Origin of the sequence: Mongoliibacter ruber (genome assembly GCF_003003005.1) — a bacterium.
Taxonomy (GTDB): Bacteria; Bacteroidota; Bacteroidia; order Cytophagales; family Cyclobacteriaceae; genus Mongoliibacter; species Mongoliibacter ruber.
On the sequence record NZ_PVTR01000002.1, the window covers coordinates 317,113 to 333,554 of the forward strand.

16 protein-coding genes are annotated in these 16,442 nt (G+C 36.7%); 2 read left to right on the top strand and 14 right to left on the bottom strand.

Features of this window, described 5'->3' with window-relative positions; all coding sequences use genetic code 11:
• Positions 1-422 precede the first annotated feature (422 nt).
• The 8 genes from CLW00_RS04645 to CLW00_RS04680 all read right to left on the bottom strand — a co-directional run bounded on the left by CLW00_RS04645 (position 423) and on the right by CLW00_RS04680 (position 7,393).
• Positions 423-2,192, bottom strand: coding sequence for an Ig-like domain-containing domain (locus CLW00_RS04645; protein ID WP_106132483.1), 1,770 nt, complete (start codon positions 2,190-2,192; stop codon positions 423-425).
• Positions 2,189-3,091: a class I SAM-dependent methyltransferase gene (locus CLW00_RS04650; RefSeq protein WP_106132484.1), complete on the bottom strand. Its 903-nt coding sequence runs from the start codon at positions 3,089-3,091 to the stop codon at positions 2,189-2,191. The genes CLW00_RS04645 and CLW00_RS04650 overlap by 4 nt, the downstream gene beginning before the upstream one ends.
• Positions 3,091-4,956: a tRNA uridine-5-carboxymethylaminomethyl(34) synthesis enzyme MnmG gene (mnmG, locus tag CLW00_RS04655; RefSeq protein WP_106132485.1), complete on the bottom strand. Its 1,866-nt coding sequence runs from the start codon at positions 4,954-4,956 to the stop codon at positions 3,091-3,093. Before mnmG ends, CLW00_RS04650 begins: the two co-directional genes overlap by 1 nt.
• Positions 4,957-5,032: 76 nt before the next feature.
• Positions 5,033-5,452 (bottom strand): rRNA maturation RNase YbeY, encoded by a 420-nt coding sequence (ybeY, locus tag CLW00_RS04660; protein ID WP_106132486.1) that lies wholly within the window; start codon positions 5,450-5,452, stop codon positions 5,033-5,035.
• 1 nt (position 5,453) lies between these two features.
• Positions 5,454-5,852, bottom strand: a complete 399-nt coding sequence (locus tag CLW00_RS04665) for an ATP-binding protein (protein WP_106132487.1) — start codon at positions 5,850-5,852, stop codon at positions 5,454-5,456.
• 34 nt (positions 5,853-5,886) lie between these two features.
• A complete protein-coding gene (locus tag CLW00_RS04670) occupies positions 5,887-6,651 on the bottom strand; it encodes an exodeoxyribonuclease III (RefSeq protein ID WP_106132488.1) in 765 nt (254 codons plus the stop codon).
• A gap of 30 nt (positions 6,652-6,681) precedes the next feature.
• On the bottom strand, positions 6,682-7,044 hold the full coding sequence (locus CLW00_RS04675) for a hypothetical protein (RefSeq protein ID WP_106132489.1): 363 nt from the start codon (positions 7,042-7,044) through the stop codon (positions 6,682-6,684).
• Positions 7,037-7,393, bottom strand: coding sequence for a carboxymuconolactone decarboxylase family protein (locus tag CLW00_RS04680; protein WP_106132490.1), 357 nt, complete (start codon positions 7,391-7,393; stop codon positions 7,037-7,039). The genes CLW00_RS04675 and CLW00_RS04680 overlap by 8 nt, the downstream gene beginning before the upstream one ends.
• An 80-nt stretch (positions 7,394-7,473) precedes the next feature.
• Between CLW00_RS04680 and CLW00_RS04685 the strand changes: the two genes are divergently transcribed.
• A complete protein-coding gene (locus tag CLW00_RS04685; RefSeq protein WP_106132491.1) occupies positions 7,474-8,169 on the top strand; it encodes a ComF family protein in 696 nt (231 codons plus the stop codon).
• A 172-nt stretch (positions 8,170-8,341) separates the two neighbouring features.
• On the opposite strand, the gene CLW00_RS04690 is transcribed toward CLW00_RS04685, so the two are convergent.
• From CLW00_RS04690 to CLW00_RS04710, 5 genes are all read right to left on the bottom strand, one after another.
• Positions 8,342-9,148, bottom strand: coding sequence for a TPM domain-containing protein (locus CLW00_RS04690; protein WP_106132492.1), 807 nt, complete (start codon positions 9,146-9,148; stop codon positions 8,342-8,344).
• Positions 9,149-9,153: 5 nt separating this feature from the next.
• A complete protein-coding gene (locus tag CLW00_RS04695; RefSeq protein ID WP_106132493.1) occupies positions 9,154-9,588 on the bottom strand; it encodes a TPM domain-containing protein in 435 nt (144 codons plus the stop codon).
• Between the two features lie 5 nt (positions 9,589-9,593).
• On the bottom strand, positions 9,594-10,184 hold the full coding sequence (locus tag CLW00_RS04700) for a LemA family protein (RefSeq protein ID WP_106132494.1): 591 nt from the start codon (positions 10,182-10,184) through the stop codon (positions 9,594-9,596).
• A 77-nt stretch (positions 10,185-10,261) separates the two neighbouring features.
• Entirely contained in the window at positions 10,262-13,561 is a 3,300-nt protein-coding gene (locus CLW00_RS04705; RefSeq protein WP_106132495.1) for a PAS domain-containing protein, read from the bottom strand.
• Between the two features lie 296 nt (positions 13,562-13,857).
• Positions 13,858-15,114, bottom strand: coding sequence for an aspartyl protease family protein (locus tag CLW00_RS04710; protein WP_106132496.1), 1,257 nt, complete (start codon positions 15,112-15,114; stop codon positions 13,858-13,860).
• 202 nt (positions 15,115-15,316) lie between these two features.
• Here CLW00_RS04710 and CLW00_RS04715 point away from each other — a divergent pair, with 202 nt between their 5' ends.
• Entirely contained in the window at positions 15,317-15,787 is a 471-nt protein-coding gene (locus CLW00_RS04715) for a Fur family transcriptional regulator (protein WP_106132497.1), read from the top strand.
• Here CLW00_RS04715 and CLW00_RS04720 read toward each other — a convergent pair.
• Positions 15,780-16,220: an SRPBCC family protein gene (locus CLW00_RS04720; protein WP_106132498.1), complete on the bottom strand. Its 441-nt coding sequence runs from the start codon at positions 16,218-16,220 to the stop codon at positions 15,780-15,782. The genes CLW00_RS04715 and CLW00_RS04720 overlap by 8 nt on opposite strands.
• Positions 16,221-16,442 lie beyond the last annotated feature (222 nt).

Genomic DNA, 16,442 nt, shown 5'->3' on the forward strand with positions numbered 1-16,442 from the left:
AAAGGTCTCATTAATCCAATATCCTTTTTTCCGAAGGTTATCCACCTCCTATTTAATTAAAATTGGTTTTTTAAATTAAGGAAATTATGGTTCTTATTATAGTGTGGATTTGTTGATAAGAATAGGTTCATTTTTAGTCCACACTTGTAAAGACCTAATTCCACATCTTATGCACCGATTATCCACAGGCTTAAAAGTCTTAATGTATTGGTATCTTGATATATGAATTTTTAAGTCCAAGTATTGTGGTTAAGTTTGATTTTACAAAAAGTTGAGAACTTTGTGTTGACGTAAATGTTGACAAGTGTGGATGATTCTGTGGTTATCCCCATAGTTGGTTGATATTTGAATTTCACTTTTTATCAGTGAGTATAAGTCAGTCTTTATACCCAAGTTGTCCCCACTAATCCACATATTTATTACTACTTATCTACAGTGGTTTTTATGCTGTATTTATCCATTAATTCTTCGATAAATAAATTAATATCCTTTTCTAGTTCTTCCATTTCGTCGTCTTCTGGTATTGTTTTTTTACTTATTCCCATTGGTTTTGTTGGTTGAATAGGGACTTCTAAAGTCCATCCTCCTCTTACCGTAGTTTCTTTATTATTGTTGTCATTTGGGTTTTCCAAGTAATACACCCTTTCAGCTTGTCTATTTTCAAGCATGTTATGAGTATCCCATCGTTTGTTTTTGTTGGAATCTACTATGGCTCGGATCAGGTATGTTGATGCCTCGATATTTCTGAATGTTGCGACGTTGGATTCCGTTAAGTATTGTTCTGCCATCAGTTCTTCTCTTTTGTTGAGTACTTGAACGATCAAAGGCAATTCATCAGTATTAACTGTTATTTTCAATTCCTCAGCCAAGGTTTCCTTCTTTAGTCTTCTAAAGGCAGTTTCCTTCTTATCTTTATTAAATTGGCTTTCAACATCAATGAAAGTGCTATCTCCTGCATATACAATAAAGTTTTCTATGCTTAATGTATCTGGAACTTTCCATTTTAATACCATCCTTGTACGCATCAAGCTATCTTCAAATGATAGCCACTCTTGTTTGATAGGTACTATTGATGCTGAATCATACTTTATTAAAAGTGAATCATAGTTTATTGTAGTTACCGGTTTGTTGAATTTGAACTCCGCTTTCAATATGTCAACAAAGTTTTTTTGTCCTTCAATGTTTACCTCTAGACTTTCCTTGTTTCTTTCGCTTTCTTCAAATTTTGCGTAGATCAATGTATCAATGGCAAATCCTACTGAGTCTTTCAAGTTTAATTGGACTGGAAGACTATCATTTACCATTTCTGTATGGTAGAACCTTAAGGTTCTTTCATTTCTTCTGAAGAAAAGTTTTTCCCCTAAATCTTCAGCTTCTAATGTGATGTCTAAGGGAAATTTACTTAACACTATATCAAAGTTAGATCCTGTTGGTGAGGATCTGTTTACTTTAAATTCTGATAAATTAGATTTATCTAGATAAAACTGTACTCCTGAAATATTTCTGTCTATTAGGATAGTATCTCCTAAAAAGGAATAGGCTTCTGATTTTTCTTCAACTTTTAGTGAATTGTTATCATCATGCCAGGCATATGCGAGATATTCTCCTTCTTTGATATTGGTCAAAGTAAAATTTCCTGCTGTATCTGCGGTTCCAATATAATAAGGAGGTGCAGTAAGGATGTTAGTCGTATCTTCCTTTGTATATAGCCCTACTAATACGTCCTTCATTTTCTTTTCCTTCTGGGGAAATGTATAGGCCACATTGCCTGAAAATGTAAGGCTGTCGATTTCCGGACCTGTAGAAAACACTAATTTTAAATTTTCTGGAACGTTACTTTCTGTGATGTCAGTAATCGATTTCTGGAAATTAAAGACATAAGTAGTGCTGTCTTCCAATTCTTGGTTGAGTTTGATGACAACTCTATTTTTGAGAGCTGTCACTTCCATTTCATCCTTCTTGATCCTAGGAGTAATGATAATGGATTTATTGGGATTTTCTACTTTGACATATTCATCGAATAAAAGCTCTATTACACTGGGTTTGGTGTTTAAAGATTCATTTTCGGGACTTATAGACATTAATTTTGGTGGATCCTCATCTTTAGGACCACCCATCGGTGTACTTTGTTTAGCACAAGAAATTAATGCTATAAAAATAATAATTGATAATATTTGTATTGAATATTTCATTTTTTCTTTAAAATAAACAATAAGCTTGAGTAGTTATTTCCATTTTTTTTGGCCCAATGGTTTGATTTTAAGCCATTATATACACCTGACAGAAGATTTTTTAACGGTGATTTGCTGGTTTTGATATATTTTTCTGAAAGAATTGATACATAATAGCTATCAAAATACATAGGCACTGTATCCACTATTTTGAAATCGAATTCTTCCGCAAAGTATGTGATTGATTCTTTATTGAAATGGTACAAATGTCTGGGAACATCCCAAGCTGCCCAGTATTCATTGTAATGTGCTGCATCAAATGAATCCTTATTAGGCACAGCGATAATAAGTGTTCCTGAATCCTCGAGGAGTTTATATATTTTTTTTGCTGTTTTTCTCAGTTCGTGAATATGTTCAAGTACGTGAAATAAAGTTATTACGGTAAATTTTTTACCCTTCTTTATCTCTTGTAGGTTATTGTAGGTTTTAATTCCTTTTTTTTTGAGAATTATTCTAGCTTCTTGGTTTGGTTCTATTCCGTATGTCTTCCAGCCACCCTTAGATGCTGTTTCCAGAAAATGACCTGTACCCGCACCAATATCAAGAATCCTCCTTTTTTCAGAATGTTGTGCATTGACCAATTCCAACTTCTTTTTCAGAGTTATTTTTCTTACTTGTTTGTATAAGGTATTGATTAGGTTGTTAGATTGATCTTTGTGGGATATATAATCTTCCGATTCATAGTAATACTGTATTTCGGATTCTTTGGGTCTTGGATTTGTGAACAACAGTTGGCAATTGCTGCATTGGCATACCAAGAACACTTCTTTACTTATGGAATGATCCTTCAGCTGTGTATGATTAAGAAAAAGCCCACTTTTACAAAGTGGGCATTTGGTTAATCTTTCTTTTTTACTCATTATCTGCCAAGGTAGACGGTTAGAATTGATAAATCAGCAGGAGATACACCACTTATTCTTGATGCTTGACCAAGTGTTTCTGGCTTAATTTTATGGAGTTTTTGTTTGCCTTCGGCTGATAGCGCAGGAATTTTTAAGTAATCGAAAGTAATTGGAATTTTGTAATCTTCCATATTATTGAGTTTTTCGACCATTTGCTGCTCTTTGATAAGGTAGCTTTCGTATTTGATTTGGATTTCAGCTTGTTCTAAAGTTTCCTTATTATACTTGGAAAGATACTCTTTAGTATCTGTATCTAATTCCATTATTTTTTGAAGTCCTATTTGAGGTCTCTTTAGCAATTTTTCTATTGAAATCTTTTCTCTAATTGTTGCTGTATCAAATTCTTCCAAGCCCTCATTGATTTGATCAGGAGCTAACCTTTTTTGTTTTAGGTCATTTATCAATTTAGCAGTATCATTTTTCTTATCCAGCATGTTTTCAAGTCTATTATCATCTGCTAGACCGATCTTATGCCCCATTTGTGTGAGTCTTAGGTCAGCATTGTCTTGCCTTAGGAGTAACCTAAACTCAGCTCTTGATGTAAACATCCTATAAGGTTCTTCTGTACCTTTATTAATAAGGTCATCAATCAATACGCCTATGTAAGCATCTGATCTTTTGAGTAAAAAAGGATGTTTTTCTTGAATTTTAAGGGCTGCATTTATTCCAGCAACTAGACCCTGTGAAGCCGCCTCTTCATATCCAGTGGTACCGTTTATTTGTCCTGCGAAGTATAAATTCTCTATTAATTGAGTTTCTAAGGTCAGTTTAAGCTGAGTTGGAGGAAAGAAATCATATTCAATGGCATATCCTGGCCTGAACATTTTAGCATTTTCAAATCCTTCTATTTTTCTTATTGCAGCATATTGAACATCTTCAGGTAGAGAAGTTGAAAATCCATTGACATATATTTCAACTGTGTTCCAACCTTCAGGTTCTACAAATATTTGGTGCCTTTCTCTTTCTGCAAATCTGTTGATTTTATCTTCGATTGATGGACAATATCTAGGACCAAGACCCTGAATCCTGCCATTAAACATAGGAGATCTGTCGAATCCTGTTTCCAGAGTCTCATGCACTTGTTTATTCGTGTATGTAATCCAACAAGGTCTTTGCTCTTTTAAAGGTGCTGTTTCGTTTGAAAAAGAGAATTTCTCAGGATTTTCATCTCCATGTTGAATTTCCATTTTGGTATAATCCAAAGATCTTCCATCCACTCTTGGAGGTGTTCCAGTCTTCATTCGACCAGCTTCAAAACCTAATTTTACCAGTTGTTCCGTTATACCTTTTGCTGCTGCTTCACCTGTTCTTCCACCTCCAAATTGCTTTTCGCCTATATGAATAATTCCGTTCAAAAAGGTACCATTGGTTAAAACAACCGATTTAGCCTTGATTTCGATACCTATCCCTGTTTTGACACCAATTACTTTTTGATCTTTTACAATTAATTCAGTAATCATTTCTTGCCAAAAATCAACATTTGGTGTCTGTTCTAGGGCTAATCTCCATTCTTCAGCAAACTTCATTCGGTCATTTTGCGATCTTGGTGACCACATTGCCGGCCCTTTTGACCTATTGAGCATACGGAATTGAATCATCGATTTATCAGATATGATACCTGACATGCCACCAAGAGCATCAATTTCCCTTACTATTTGCCCTTTTGCCACTCCTCCCATTGCTGGATTACATGACATTTGTGCAATAGTATTCATATTCATAGTGCATAGTAAAACCTTTGCTCCTATTCTTGCTGCGGCATGTGCAGCTTCACATCCTGCATGCCCAGCCCCCACTACTATAACATCATATTCTGGAAACATATATTATATATTATTTTAATGTTCCACGTGAAACAGTTGGCTCTGTTTTACTAGTGTTTCACGTGGAACATTCTTCTTATTTAAATTCATCAATAGATCTTTCTTCCATCTGCCTCATGACTTTTTGCTCTTCTGTGGTTTTATCTTTAAAACCCATCAGGTGTAAAAGTCCATGACTTAGTACTCTTTTTAATTCTGACTCAAACTCAGTATTCGAGTTCTTTGAATTTTCTCTTATTCTTTCAATACTGACAAAAATATCTCCTTCTATTTCGAATTCTTTTTCGGAATTGTCAAAAGTGATGATGTCTGTATAGGTGTCATGATCGAGGTATTCTAGATTAATGTTGTAAAGATATTCATCTGAGCAAAATATGTAGTTCAAGTCTTTTACTTTATATCCTTCCGTAGAAGCTATATTTCTAAGCCATGCTTTATATTTATTTTTTGGTGTTAACTCAAATTTAATGTCTTCCTGAAAAAAGAGAATTGCCATCTTACATATAGAAAGTTAAAATTGTCTTTCTTCCTTCATCTTCGAATTTAACTTCATCTGAGAGGTGTTTTATAATGTAGATTCCCCTTCCACCTGTTTTTTCAAGATTTTCGGGAGAAGTTGGGTCAATCAGATTTTCATGATCAAATCCATTTCCTTGGTCTGTTACAGTAAACATTATTTCATTGTCACCCAAAGCTAGTTCAAGTTCGACCTTCTTGTTACTATCCATATTGTTCCCATGAATGATGGCATTGGTGACGCATTCAGTCACTGATATCATGATATTTCCATAGATGTCTTCATCGATTGTGTACTTTTCTCGAGCATTATCAATAAAGCTTTCTATTATTTTAATATTATCCATCAGAGATGGGATTGAAATTTTAATGGATTTCATAAAGTTAATATGGATAAATACATTTATTATTTCATTAAATATCTAACTGCAATACTATAGGACAATGATCCGAATGGTGGACATCTGCCAATATTCCTGCACTTTTTATTCTGTCTTCAAAAGGCTTATTGACCATATGGTAGTCTATTCGCCAACCTAGGTTTTTGGCCCTTGATCCTGCCCTGTAACTCCACCAAGTGTATTGGTGCGGTTCGGGGTTTAATTTTCTAAAACTGTCTACAAAACCTGAACTTGTGAATTTATCCATCCAAGCTCTTTCTTCCGGTAAGAAACCGGATGAATTTTTATTGGATATAGGATTATGAATATCTATTGCTCTGTGACAAATATTATAATCTCCACTCAAAATCAAATTAGGGATTTTTTGAGTTAAATCCTGAGTGAATCCGTAAATATCATCTAGAAACTGGTATTTGAAATCTTGTCGGATACCACCTGTTGTTCCTGAAGGGAAATAAGAGGAAATAAATGAAAATGAATCCAAATCTATCCTTATCATCCTCCCTTCAGCATCATAAGTTGGCATATCCATTCCATATACTACATTATTAGCTTTTATTTTACTCAGAATAGCTACTCCACTGTATCCTTTTTTTATCGCCGGATACCAATACACATGGTATCCAAGATCTTCAAATACCGTTTTGTCTATTTGATTTTCCATGGCTTTCACTTCTTGCAAGCCGATAATGTCTGGATTTTCCTCTTTTAACCAATCAACAAAACCTTTATTGATTGCTGCTCGGATACCATTGACGTTATAGGATACGATTTTCATGAATAATGGATGGTTTTTAGGTGATTTGTTTTATTTGATTTCAATTTGATATTCCTGTTCAAAGTATTCCAATACCTGAATTTTCAATAGTTTTTCTTGTTCTAAGATATCAAAATGAGGGAGTTTCTTGATCAGTTTCCAATGCGGCCAACCTTCTTGGTCGATATAATCTAACTCATAAAAGTCGGCTAAGCTCAAGACCTTGCATATTGCAATATGCATTAAATCCTGTTTTTGCTCTTTAGAGAAGTTCTTGTTTCCTTGTCCGAGTTCTTGTACTCCTATCAAAAAAAGGACGGCATTTAAGTCTTTTGGTTTTCTGCCAATTACCTCTTCCAAGCCGTTCAATAGCTTGCCCCATCTTTTTTCTAAATCAAAATCTTTTTTAAACATCTTTGTTTCCTTCTTTCTCCAAGAGTTCCCAATATTCTACAGCTCTTCTTAAATGCGGTATCACAATAGATCCTCCAATAACTGTAGCAATAGAAAACACTTCGAAAATCTCTTTTTTACCTAAACCAGCTTCGTAAGATTTTCCTAGGTGATATTTTATACAATCATCACACCTTAAAACCATAGAGCAAGCCAAACCTATCATTTCTTTGCTTTTAACATCTATGGCACCTTCTGCATAGGTATTCGTGTCTAAGTTGAAGAACCTTTTGATTACTTTATTGTCTGAAGCCATGATTTTTTCATTCATTTCGCTTCTGTAAGTGTTGAACTCTTCTATTAAATTCATTAAATTTTGAAAGGTTATGTTTAACCTGCAAATATAACAGGTATTTTACTGTAGATCAGTTAATAAAAACCCTTTTTGATATGCATCTACCACTAATTGATGATTTTTTGGCTTTGGTGTTTCCAAAAACCTGCTGCCTTTGTAAAAGAAGTTTATTTGACTTTGAAGATCAGCTCTGCAAAGTCTGCATATCAAGACTTCCTATTACCAATTATCACCTCCGACCGCAGAATAATGACCTTGTGACCAAAATTCTTGGTTTGACCAAACCGAATTTGGTGATGTCATTTCTCAGGTTTACCAAGAAAGGAGATAGCCAAAAGTTACTACACCAGCTCAAATACAGAAACAAACCTGAAATTGGGGTGGAGCTCGGCAGGATTTATGGACAGATCCTCAAAACTTCGGGTTTTCAGGATAACTGGGATGAGATCACTCCAGTTCCGCTGCACAGCACAAAAAAGAAAAGAAGAGGTTATAATCAAAGCGAGCAGTTTGCTAATGGCCTGCACCAAAGTCTTCAAATTCCTGTGGTACTTTCTATTCATAGAAAGGTTTACACAGAAACCCAAACACAGAAATCGCGACTAGAAAGGCTTCAAAATGTATCTGATGTATTTGGAGTTGCTGATTCCAATTTGATAAAAAACAAGCGGATACTACTTGTGGATGATGTCATGACTACAGGAGCTACCTTGATTTCCTGTTGCAATTTGTTGCTTGAAAATGGGGCTCGAGTTGTTGACTTGATTGTGATTGCGGCAGGTAAAACCTAATTTCATTTTGATGAAAATATATGCATTGATAGATAAGTCACATAAGTATGGCTTACATGTGTGTCTGAATCTTCACAGAGCACCTGGAATTTGTATCAATGCCGGTTTTTTACAGCCATTCAACCTCTGGAAAGATCAGGAATATTTGAATTTGTTACAGAAATATCATTGATTACCAACTTCCTCCAGCTCCACCACCTCCAAACGAACCTCCGCCAAATCCACCAAAACTTCCTCCTCCAAAGGAACCACCTCCAAAGGAACCCTTTCCTGATGAAAAATCTCCGAATTTTCCACGACTTCCACCTTTAAGCATGTTGGCTAACATGATGGTGGTAAAAAGGTCAACATTGCCACCTTTACCGCCCATATGGTTGTTGTTGTCTTTTTTGTTTTTGATCATTGGAATGATCACAAAGATGACAATCATGAAAAGGAAAAAGATCACCGCACCGCCATTTTCTCCAGAAGAAGTGACCTTCTCGGCCTTATATTCACCAGAAGCAAGCTTGAAAATCATATCTGTAGCTTTGTCCAACCCAGTGTAATATTCTTCCATTCTAAAATTGGGAACAATTAATTGGTTCACAATACGTTTTGTAAGAGCATCTGGCAAAACCCCTTCCATTCCATATCCAGTTGCAATAAAGACCTTTCGATCTTCCATGGCAGCCAGGATCAATACGCCATTATCCCGGTCTTTTTGGCCAATGCCCCACTTGTCTCCAAGCTGAAAGGTATAATCACTGATATCATAAGGACCAACTGACCTGATCATGACAATAGTCACTTGGGTCGAGGTACTGTCATTATAAGCCCTTAATTTCCTTTCCAAATCCGATTCTTGTTGGGAAGAAAGTGAATTGGTAAAGTCGTTCACCAGCCTTGGAGGGCTTGGGACTTCGGGAAAGTCTGTTTGGGCAAATGTTTGCGCAGTAAAAAAAAGAAATAAAAGAGGTACTAAATATTTTACTTTCATATCAATTATCCGAAGGATATTTCATCGGGCAACTCGTTAATGTCCCCTTTTCTTTCAAATGGAAAATGCTCTTGAAGGGCTTTGCCGCTCATTTCTATGCCTTTACTTAGCCCTTGGGTAAATTCATTTTTTTTGAAATGGCCAAGCATGGTGTTTTTAATTTCTTCCCAGAAGTTATCAGGAACCACTGCATTGATTCCCATATCTCCCAAAATGGCAAATTTGTGATCTTCGATCGCCAAATAGAATAATACGGCGTTTCGATCCTTAGTCTTGTGCATCTTAAGGATTTCGAAAACCTCTGCAGCCCTATCCATTACGTCTTCCGCACAGTGGTTTTCGATATGGACTTGAATTTCTCCAGAGGTTTTCCTTTCAGCAGATTTGATAGACTCTATGATCTGGGATTTGTCTGAAGCTGAAAATAATTGTTCAGGCATAGTATTTAGAATTGTACGTTTGGAGCTGTTTCTGCACCCTGAGCGGCTTCAAAATACCCTTTTCTTTCAAAACCATACCAACCAGCAAACATATTGTTCGGGAAAGTTCTGAGATTGGAGTTGTAGGATTGAACAGATTGATTGAAGTTTCTTCTGGCTACAGCGATGCGGTTTTCTGTTCCTTCTAATTGTGCTTGGAGCTCAAGGAAATTCTGATTGGCTTTGAGCTCAGGATATCTCTCTACTGATACCAATAATCGACTCAAAGACCCACTCAACTGGTCTTGTGCTTCCTGAAATCTAGCGATGTTTTCAGGTGTGAGGTCATCAGCATTCAAGTTGATGGAAGTGGCTTTTGCACGTGCTTCGATTACTTGAGTCAGGGTTTGTTGTTCGAAATCAGCATAACCTTTTACAGTATTGACAAGGTTTGGTATCAAATCAGCCCTTCTTTGGTATTGAGTTTCCACTTCTGCCCATTGGCCATTTATTGTTTCTTCATTTTGTACAAAAATATTGTAGACACCTACGGATTTGGTGTACACAAATAGGGCAATCAGACCGATTACCAAAATGGGAATCCAAGCTTTTTTCATAGTTTTTCTAGATTTAAATAACCTTGTGTATTACGTGAATTGATTTTTGAAAGTTGAAGAAATCTTCTTTCTCAAGACTAATTTTTATTTATTGTCTCAAAGGTAGGAATCTTTAGGTTTCTAAGGAAAATTTTAAAAGTCGTCCCTTTTCCCACAACACTTTCTATGGTAAGATTTCCATCATGGGCTCGGATTTGTTCTCTGACAAGGTATAACCCCAGGCCTTTGCCCTCTACATGTGAGTGAAATCGTTGGTACAATCCAAAAAGACGGTCTCCGTACCTTTCTAGGTCTATTCCGATACCATTGTCCTTGTATTCCAAAACGGTGAATTCGTTTTCACTCCATGTTTTTATTCTTATTTCAGGGTCTCTGTCGGGATGTTTGTATTTTAAGGAGTTGGTGGTAAGGTTGATAAGAAAATTTTCTAAGTGGGAATAGATATAATTCATGTTTTCTACCTCGCCAAAATCTTTCAATATGACTGCATTTGCCTCTGAAATCTGCTTTGCAAGACTTTTTTCTACATTTCTTACAATTTTGGCAAATTGAATAGTCTCAATTTTGGGCAATTTATTTTTCTTGATAGATACTACTTCTATGAGGTCTTGTAAGGTACCATGTAAAATTTTCGTGGACACTTTCAAGTTTTCCATCACCTCTTCATTTTCAAGATTAGAAGGATCTTCCATGTCATACAGATCCAATAGTGATGAAATATTGACAATAGGGGCCCTCAAATTATGGGATATGATGTATGCAAAGCGCTGCAATTCCTCGTTTTGAGACTTAAGGTCTCGGATAAGTTGCTCTCTTTCCTCCTCTGCATGCTTGGTTTCAGTGATGTTTTGGGTAAATAATAATATCCTGTCAATTTCTCCCTCTTTGTTTTTTAAAGGTACGCCACTTTTTAGGTAGTACTGATTGCCAATGACCACCTCGAACATGACTGATTCTCCTTTCAATACTTTGTCAAGTTGCATCCTTACCTCATTGACAATGTAATTTTCGTATTTGGCCAAATGAGGTGTACCGATCAGTTCTTTTGGATTTATTCCCTTGTTTTGATATTCTTTACCATCTGTGTGGATGTAAATCAGGTTTTTGTCTAATACTTCAATGGTACCTTTAGGGAAGTTTTCAGCAATACTTCTGAAAAGCAGTTCCGAAGACAATAGTTTTGTTTCATAATTTAGCCTATTGAGTTCGGCACCTATCCGGTCTGAAAGAATGGTCAGCAGTCCAGCCAGCCTTTGACTGTAGGGTTTTGGTCTTTCATCCATGATGACCAAGATCCCCAATCTATTCATATCCAAGTCCACGATGGGCACGCCTAGGTAAGTTGAAATGTTCATTTCAACCAGCATAAGATCTTCTTTGAACTCTTCGGACGCATCCCTCTGTATGATAAGAGGTTCGTTGCTGTTGAGGCATACCTGACAAGGCGTATGCTCAAGGCTATAGTCGAAATTTTCTGAGATTTTACCATTTCTGGTATATGAAAGTACCTCTGCAGTATGTCCGTCTTCTCTAATTTCAGCGATAAAACAATGGTTTATATCCAACTTTTCTGAAAGGAGCTGCGTGAGTTGGTCAAAATACTCCTGTCCACTGTATTTTGAAGTGTTTTCGGTGAGCTTGGAGACTGTATTGTGTACAAACTCCTGTTCTGAAATATCCTCTAGTATTGCCTGATAGTATTTACCTTTTTCAATTTCCTTGGCGTTGAGTCTGAGGTGGAAAAGCTTACGGTTAAAAACACTAATATATGGACCTTCATAAAAGCCATAGCCCTTGGAAATACTATCTCGGTAAGCATTTTTGATTGGGTTGTCCCCCACTAATTCAAAAATATTTTTGCCCAGCAACTTACTTGTATCCGTAAGGTCAATTTTTTCGATAAAACTGTTGTTGGCATCCAGAATATTCCCCTCGTTGTCATATTGAAGCGTAGGCAAGGGGTTTTCTTCGAAAAGTGTTTTGTATCTATTCAGGTGAATGGTGGACTCCTTTTCTTTTTGTTTGGTGTAGGTGAAATCTACAAAAAAGCCAGCCCAGATAGAGTCTCTTTTGTATTTTTTGAGTCGGTCTGAAGTACCATAGATCCACTTGGTCTCGCCATTTGGAAGAATAATTCTGAAATACGCCTCAAACTTGCTGTCATTTAGGAAAGCTTGGCGGTCTGCATCGTAGATGACTTGTTTGTCATCAGGATGGATGAGACGGTCTATGCTTTCCTCATTTTGCAAGATTTCTTCTGGATTGAGGCCCATAAGGCTTTTGCATCCATCGCTGACGAATAAAAACTTGTGCGTATGGTCAGGAAATGCCTGTAGCAAATATACCATTCCCGGAACCACTCCTGTTAGTTCTTCCAACACCGACCTGTTTTTCATGAGGTCTTTTTCTATCTCTTTTAGTGCCGTAATGTCAGTAATGATACCTAATACCAGCTCACCACTCTCTTTTCCATTTTCGAACTTCCTGATTTCATCCTGAACAAAAATGTAGTGTCCGTCTTTGTGCAAGACTCTATAATTCAGTTTAGTATTATGTTCATAATTGACCTTATAACTGTGTCGGTCATCTGGATGAATGAGTTTTTTCCAGTCTTCTCCACTGAAATTTTCAAAATAAGAAGGGGAATAACCCAAAACTTCCTCGATGCTTCCCGTCCAATTGACCTTATCTGTGACTCGAGAGTAGTCATAATACAGCAGCCCTCTTTCTTTTTTCTTAGGTTTTAAAGGAGTGTTTTGGTCGGGGTTGAATCCATTGAAAAACTCCAACTGTATTAGTTCAACTCTATTACCTAGGATTTTTCTAGTCAGGTAAAGATGGCCTGGGAAAATTTCCAAAAATGTCAAATCAGGGCTTTCGATAAAATTGATAATATTTGACTCGGAAATAAAATCAAATTTCTGCCTTACAAAAGCAACCCATTCTTTTGAAGAATCTAAATAGCCTTCATTTAAGTTTCCTGGTATGATCAGACTTCCATTTTCATAGTTGAGCCAAGAATACCTGACACTGCTTTTCCAGGCTGAAGGAGAAATTAATGCATTGACCAGATAAGATTGGTCTTCCTGTGCAATTACATAGCCTTCTATTTCTACAAATTGAAAAGTTTTTTTATTGATAATGATAGGACAGTAGATCTTGTCTCCATTTCCCAGTCTTTTATACAAATACTCAAAGATTTCAGAAGGGAGGGTAGGAAAAAGTGATTGAAAGAAGGTCTCCTCATAGAATTTGTCGCCTTTCTCTAATATCTTTTTGATTTCTGAGGAAATGTACAAAAGTTCATAATTACCCTCTTTGTACCTTTTGAGGGTAAGTAAAATGTTTTGAAAAAGGGCGGCGTTTTTTCCTGGCATTTGACTACATGTAAAAGTAAGGCCTTAAAATCAACAATTCACAAACGCGAACAGTTTGCTTTATCAAATATAACAATTCAAACCACAAAAAATGAATTTAGACCACAGTATCAATGAGATATACCAAAGATATAATTTGGTGTTTACCGCCTAACTATTGCGTTTATTGTCTGTAAAGCTTAAGTTTTTACCATTTTTCATTTAAACATTCGGAGTAACTTTACGATCAGAATAAGCTTTTTTCCACATCAAAGGAATAGTGTTAATCTGCCCAAAAATTTTGATAGCCCAAGTTTTTAAATCTGCCTTTTAAGTTCGAAGGATACATTGATCAATTCAAAGTCCTCTGGGTCTGAACTCCTGAATCTTTTTAGAGAAATCCGAATCTCCCGTCCGGCATCAGATCTAAATAGCTTCACAATATCAGAAAGCTCCCAAAAATCCGAAGGGATGCCATTGATGCTCAGAATTTCATCACCAGCTCTCACTCCTGCATCATGTGCTGGCGAACCTTCCCTCACACTGTTGGCTACATACCTGACGTCCTCGGTAGGCATCATTCTTGGAATAATTCCACTCATATCGTAGTCAAACGGCACATTGAATTTATTGCCTTTTTTAAACAGCATTCTCTCGCGCCTGTAATCGAGGATAAGCTTGGTTTTTCCTAGTAGTTCCGAACCTAGGCTTCCTTGCCGGCCACTTTCCTTGATGACATAGCTGAATTCTGTTTCTTCGGGAAAAGATGTGATGACATCTCTGAATTTCAGTCCGCCCAAATTGGTCGATCGGGTACGTCCTATGTACCCATACAAATCACCACCCAAAGAGCGACCTAAGTCTGATTCGAGATATTTTGGTGGTAATTGGATCTTTTCGGAAGTTTCCATATTGAGAAGAAGACCATGATTGGCACCTAAGTCTATTAATAATTTGGCATCGAGATCCTCTCCGGTTATCTGCTTTATCGCTCCTTCTACATAAGGTTTACCGTTATCTATAGACAAAGGAATTTTTCTGTAGCCAAAAGGCCGCCACCTCATTGCATCAGACCTGTAGAAAGTGATGGTGTTTTTGTCATAGTCAATTTTAACAGGATTGTATTTGAAGAATTCATAGCCCAAGACACCGAATACCGGTATTCCAATGACAGCCTCCAATTCAAAAAAGTCCGAATCCAATACCAAAACAGTCTGCATAATGCCCTCAATTGGTCCTAAATCCAGGTGATTTGTTGGAGAAACATTCGCAGTAAGTACCGTTTTGCCATCGGCTCCCATTAAGTTTAGCTTGCGTGTATAATTCATCTCGAGCTGATCGCCGAGTGTCTTGCTAAAGAGTATATTGGTTTTTACCCCTGTGTCTATTAAGAAATTAATCGGTGGGCTATCATTGATCGAAACCGGAACTATGATCAAATTATTGGAAGCCATAAAAGGGAGTTCGGTTTTTTTGGCCTCTTCCTTCACATAGAAGCCCGGCACCTGAGCCAAGCTTGCTAATAAGAATAAGAGATTGAGTAAAAAACCGTTGAATAGCGATTTAATAATCATGAAAATCGGGTAAAATGGGTTATTAAGATAATATAGGCAATTTTTTCTATTATTTATCTATACTCCTGATAAGCAGACTTGTTATGAAAAAAGAGGAATATTTTAAAATTCAAGCAATTAGCCACTATCAAAGTGGATGTTGTACGGTTTTTTTGAAAAAATCTAAAAAATCCTGCATCTTTAATATTTAGACAACATGAGCATGGCCGAAAAATCAGTGGTAGAAAAAGCAAAGAAGATTTTTGAAAACTTTCTAAACCGTCAAGGAAGCAGGAAAACCCCAGAAAGGTTTTCTGTCATTGACGAACTGTATGGTCTACCCCAAGATGAGCATATTGATGTGGAAGGTCTTTTTCTTTTGATGCGAAATAAGGGTTATACCATCAGTAGGGCCACTATTTACAATACACTTGACCTGCTTGTAGAATGCGGTCTTGCGGTAAAACACCAATTCAAAGACAAAGTAGCTCTTTATGAACAAGCCCTGACATATAAGCATCATGACCATCATGTCTGCAATCAATGCCGTAAAATCAGGGAGTTTTCAGATGACCGTCTTTCCCTTATCAAGGAAGCGATGGGGCGTGAGTTTAAATCTGCTATCAGTAGTCACTCTTTGGTATTGTATGGTGACTGTCAGATTGAAGATTGCGATAATCTTCGCGTTATTTAATGCGGAATATTTTCTTGTAAATAGGTTTCCTATACAAAAATTGCAGGTAAAGGGCTGGATATAGCAATGCCGTCATCAAAGGATTTGGACCTTCGTATTCAATTTCGTCTTTGATTTCGGTTCCTGTATTACTTTTGATGATTCGGTGGCGGTGCTTCCACTTACCCAAGAAAAAAGGCAGTTTTACCCCTTCATCCACAAAGTAAAATTCTTTAGTGTCAGTATTGTCTTCAGTGATTTCTGAAATCCACGTTTGTTTGAAAAAAATAAAATTAAGCTCCAAACTCACCATATCCCCTTTTGAAGAACCATCAAAGCGAAGGAGCTTTACAGGTGGAAAAGGAGGGCTCAGTTTTTTGAAAAGGCTCTCATTAAATCCTTCCTTTACGGAAAGGTAATCTTGTTCTACAATTGTGCTTAGGTTGATTTTCATGTGTTCGTAATTGTTTTTTAGCGGTTACCCCGATTAGTCGGGGCAGGCTATGGAATCTTCGCTTTGCATCCCATTTTTTGTCGCTTTCTTATTATCTGTCTGTCACAGGCAGGTAGGTTCGATTTCATGAGATAAATAGATTCTGGCAAGCAGAATGATTAAACCCGAATAGTGCATAAGTTCTTTGTCGTAGAAGCTTAAACAAAATCCGGGTTCAAACAG

Coding starts and splice junctions, on each gene's coding strand:
- CLW00_RS04645 (WP_106132483.1), bottom strand. CDS start 2,192: ATGAAATATTCAATACAAATATTATCAATTATTATTTTTATAGCATTA.
- CLW00_RS04650 (WP_106132484.1), bottom strand. CDS start 3,091: ATGAGTAAAAAAGAAAGATTAACCAAATGCCCACTTTGTAAAAGTGGG.
- mnmG (WP_106132485.1), bottom strand. CDS start 4,956: ATGTTTCCAGAATATGATGTTATAGTAGTGGGGGCTGGGCATGCAGGA.
- ybeY (WP_106132486.1), bottom strand. CDS start 5,452: ATGGCAATTCTCTTTTTTCAGGAAGACATTAAATTTGAGTTAACACCA.
- CLW00_RS04665 (WP_106132487.1), bottom strand. CDS start 5,852: ATGAAATCCATTAAAATTTCAATCCCATCTCTGATGGATAATATTAAA.
- CLW00_RS04670 (WP_106132488.1), bottom strand. CDS start 6,651: ATGAAAATCGTATCCTATAACGTCAATGGTATCCGAGCAGCAATCAAT.
- CLW00_RS04675 (WP_106132489.1), bottom strand. CDS start 7,044: ATGTTTAAAAAAGATTTTGATTTAGAAAAAAGATGGGGCAAGCTATTG.
- CLW00_RS04680 (WP_106132490.1), bottom strand. CDS start 7,393: ATGAATTTAATAGAAGAGTTCAACACTTACAGAAGCGAAATGAATGAA.
- CLW00_RS04685 (WP_106132491.1), top strand. CDS start 7,474: ATGCATCTACCACTAATTGATGATTTTTTGGCTTTGGTGTTTCCAAAA.
- CLW00_RS04690 (WP_106132492.1), bottom strand. CDS start 9,148: ATGAAAGTAAAATATTTAGTACCTCTTTTATTTCTTTTTTTTACTGCG.
- CLW00_RS04695 (WP_106132493.1), bottom strand. CDS start 9,588: ATGCCTGAACAATTATTTTCAGCTTCAGACAAATCCCAGATCATAGAG.
- CLW00_RS04700 (WP_106132494.1), bottom strand. CDS start 10,184: ATGAAAAAAGCTTGGATTCCCATTTTGGTAATCGGTCTGATTGCCCTA.
- CLW00_RS04705 (WP_106132495.1), bottom strand. CDS start 13,561: ATGCCAGGAAAAAACGCCGCCCTTTTTCAAAACATTTTACTTACCCTC.
- CLW00_RS04710 (WP_106132496.1), bottom strand. CDS start 15,114: ATGATTATTAAATCGCTATTCAACGGTTTTTTACTCAATCTCTTATTC.
- CLW00_RS04715 (WP_106132497.1), top strand. CDS start 15,317: ATGGCCGAAAAATCAGTGGTAGAAAAAGCAAAGAAGATTTTTGAAAAC.
- CLW00_RS04720 (WP_106132498.1), bottom strand. CDS start 16,220: ATGAAAATCAACCTAAGCACAATTGTAGAACAAGATTACCTTTCCGTA.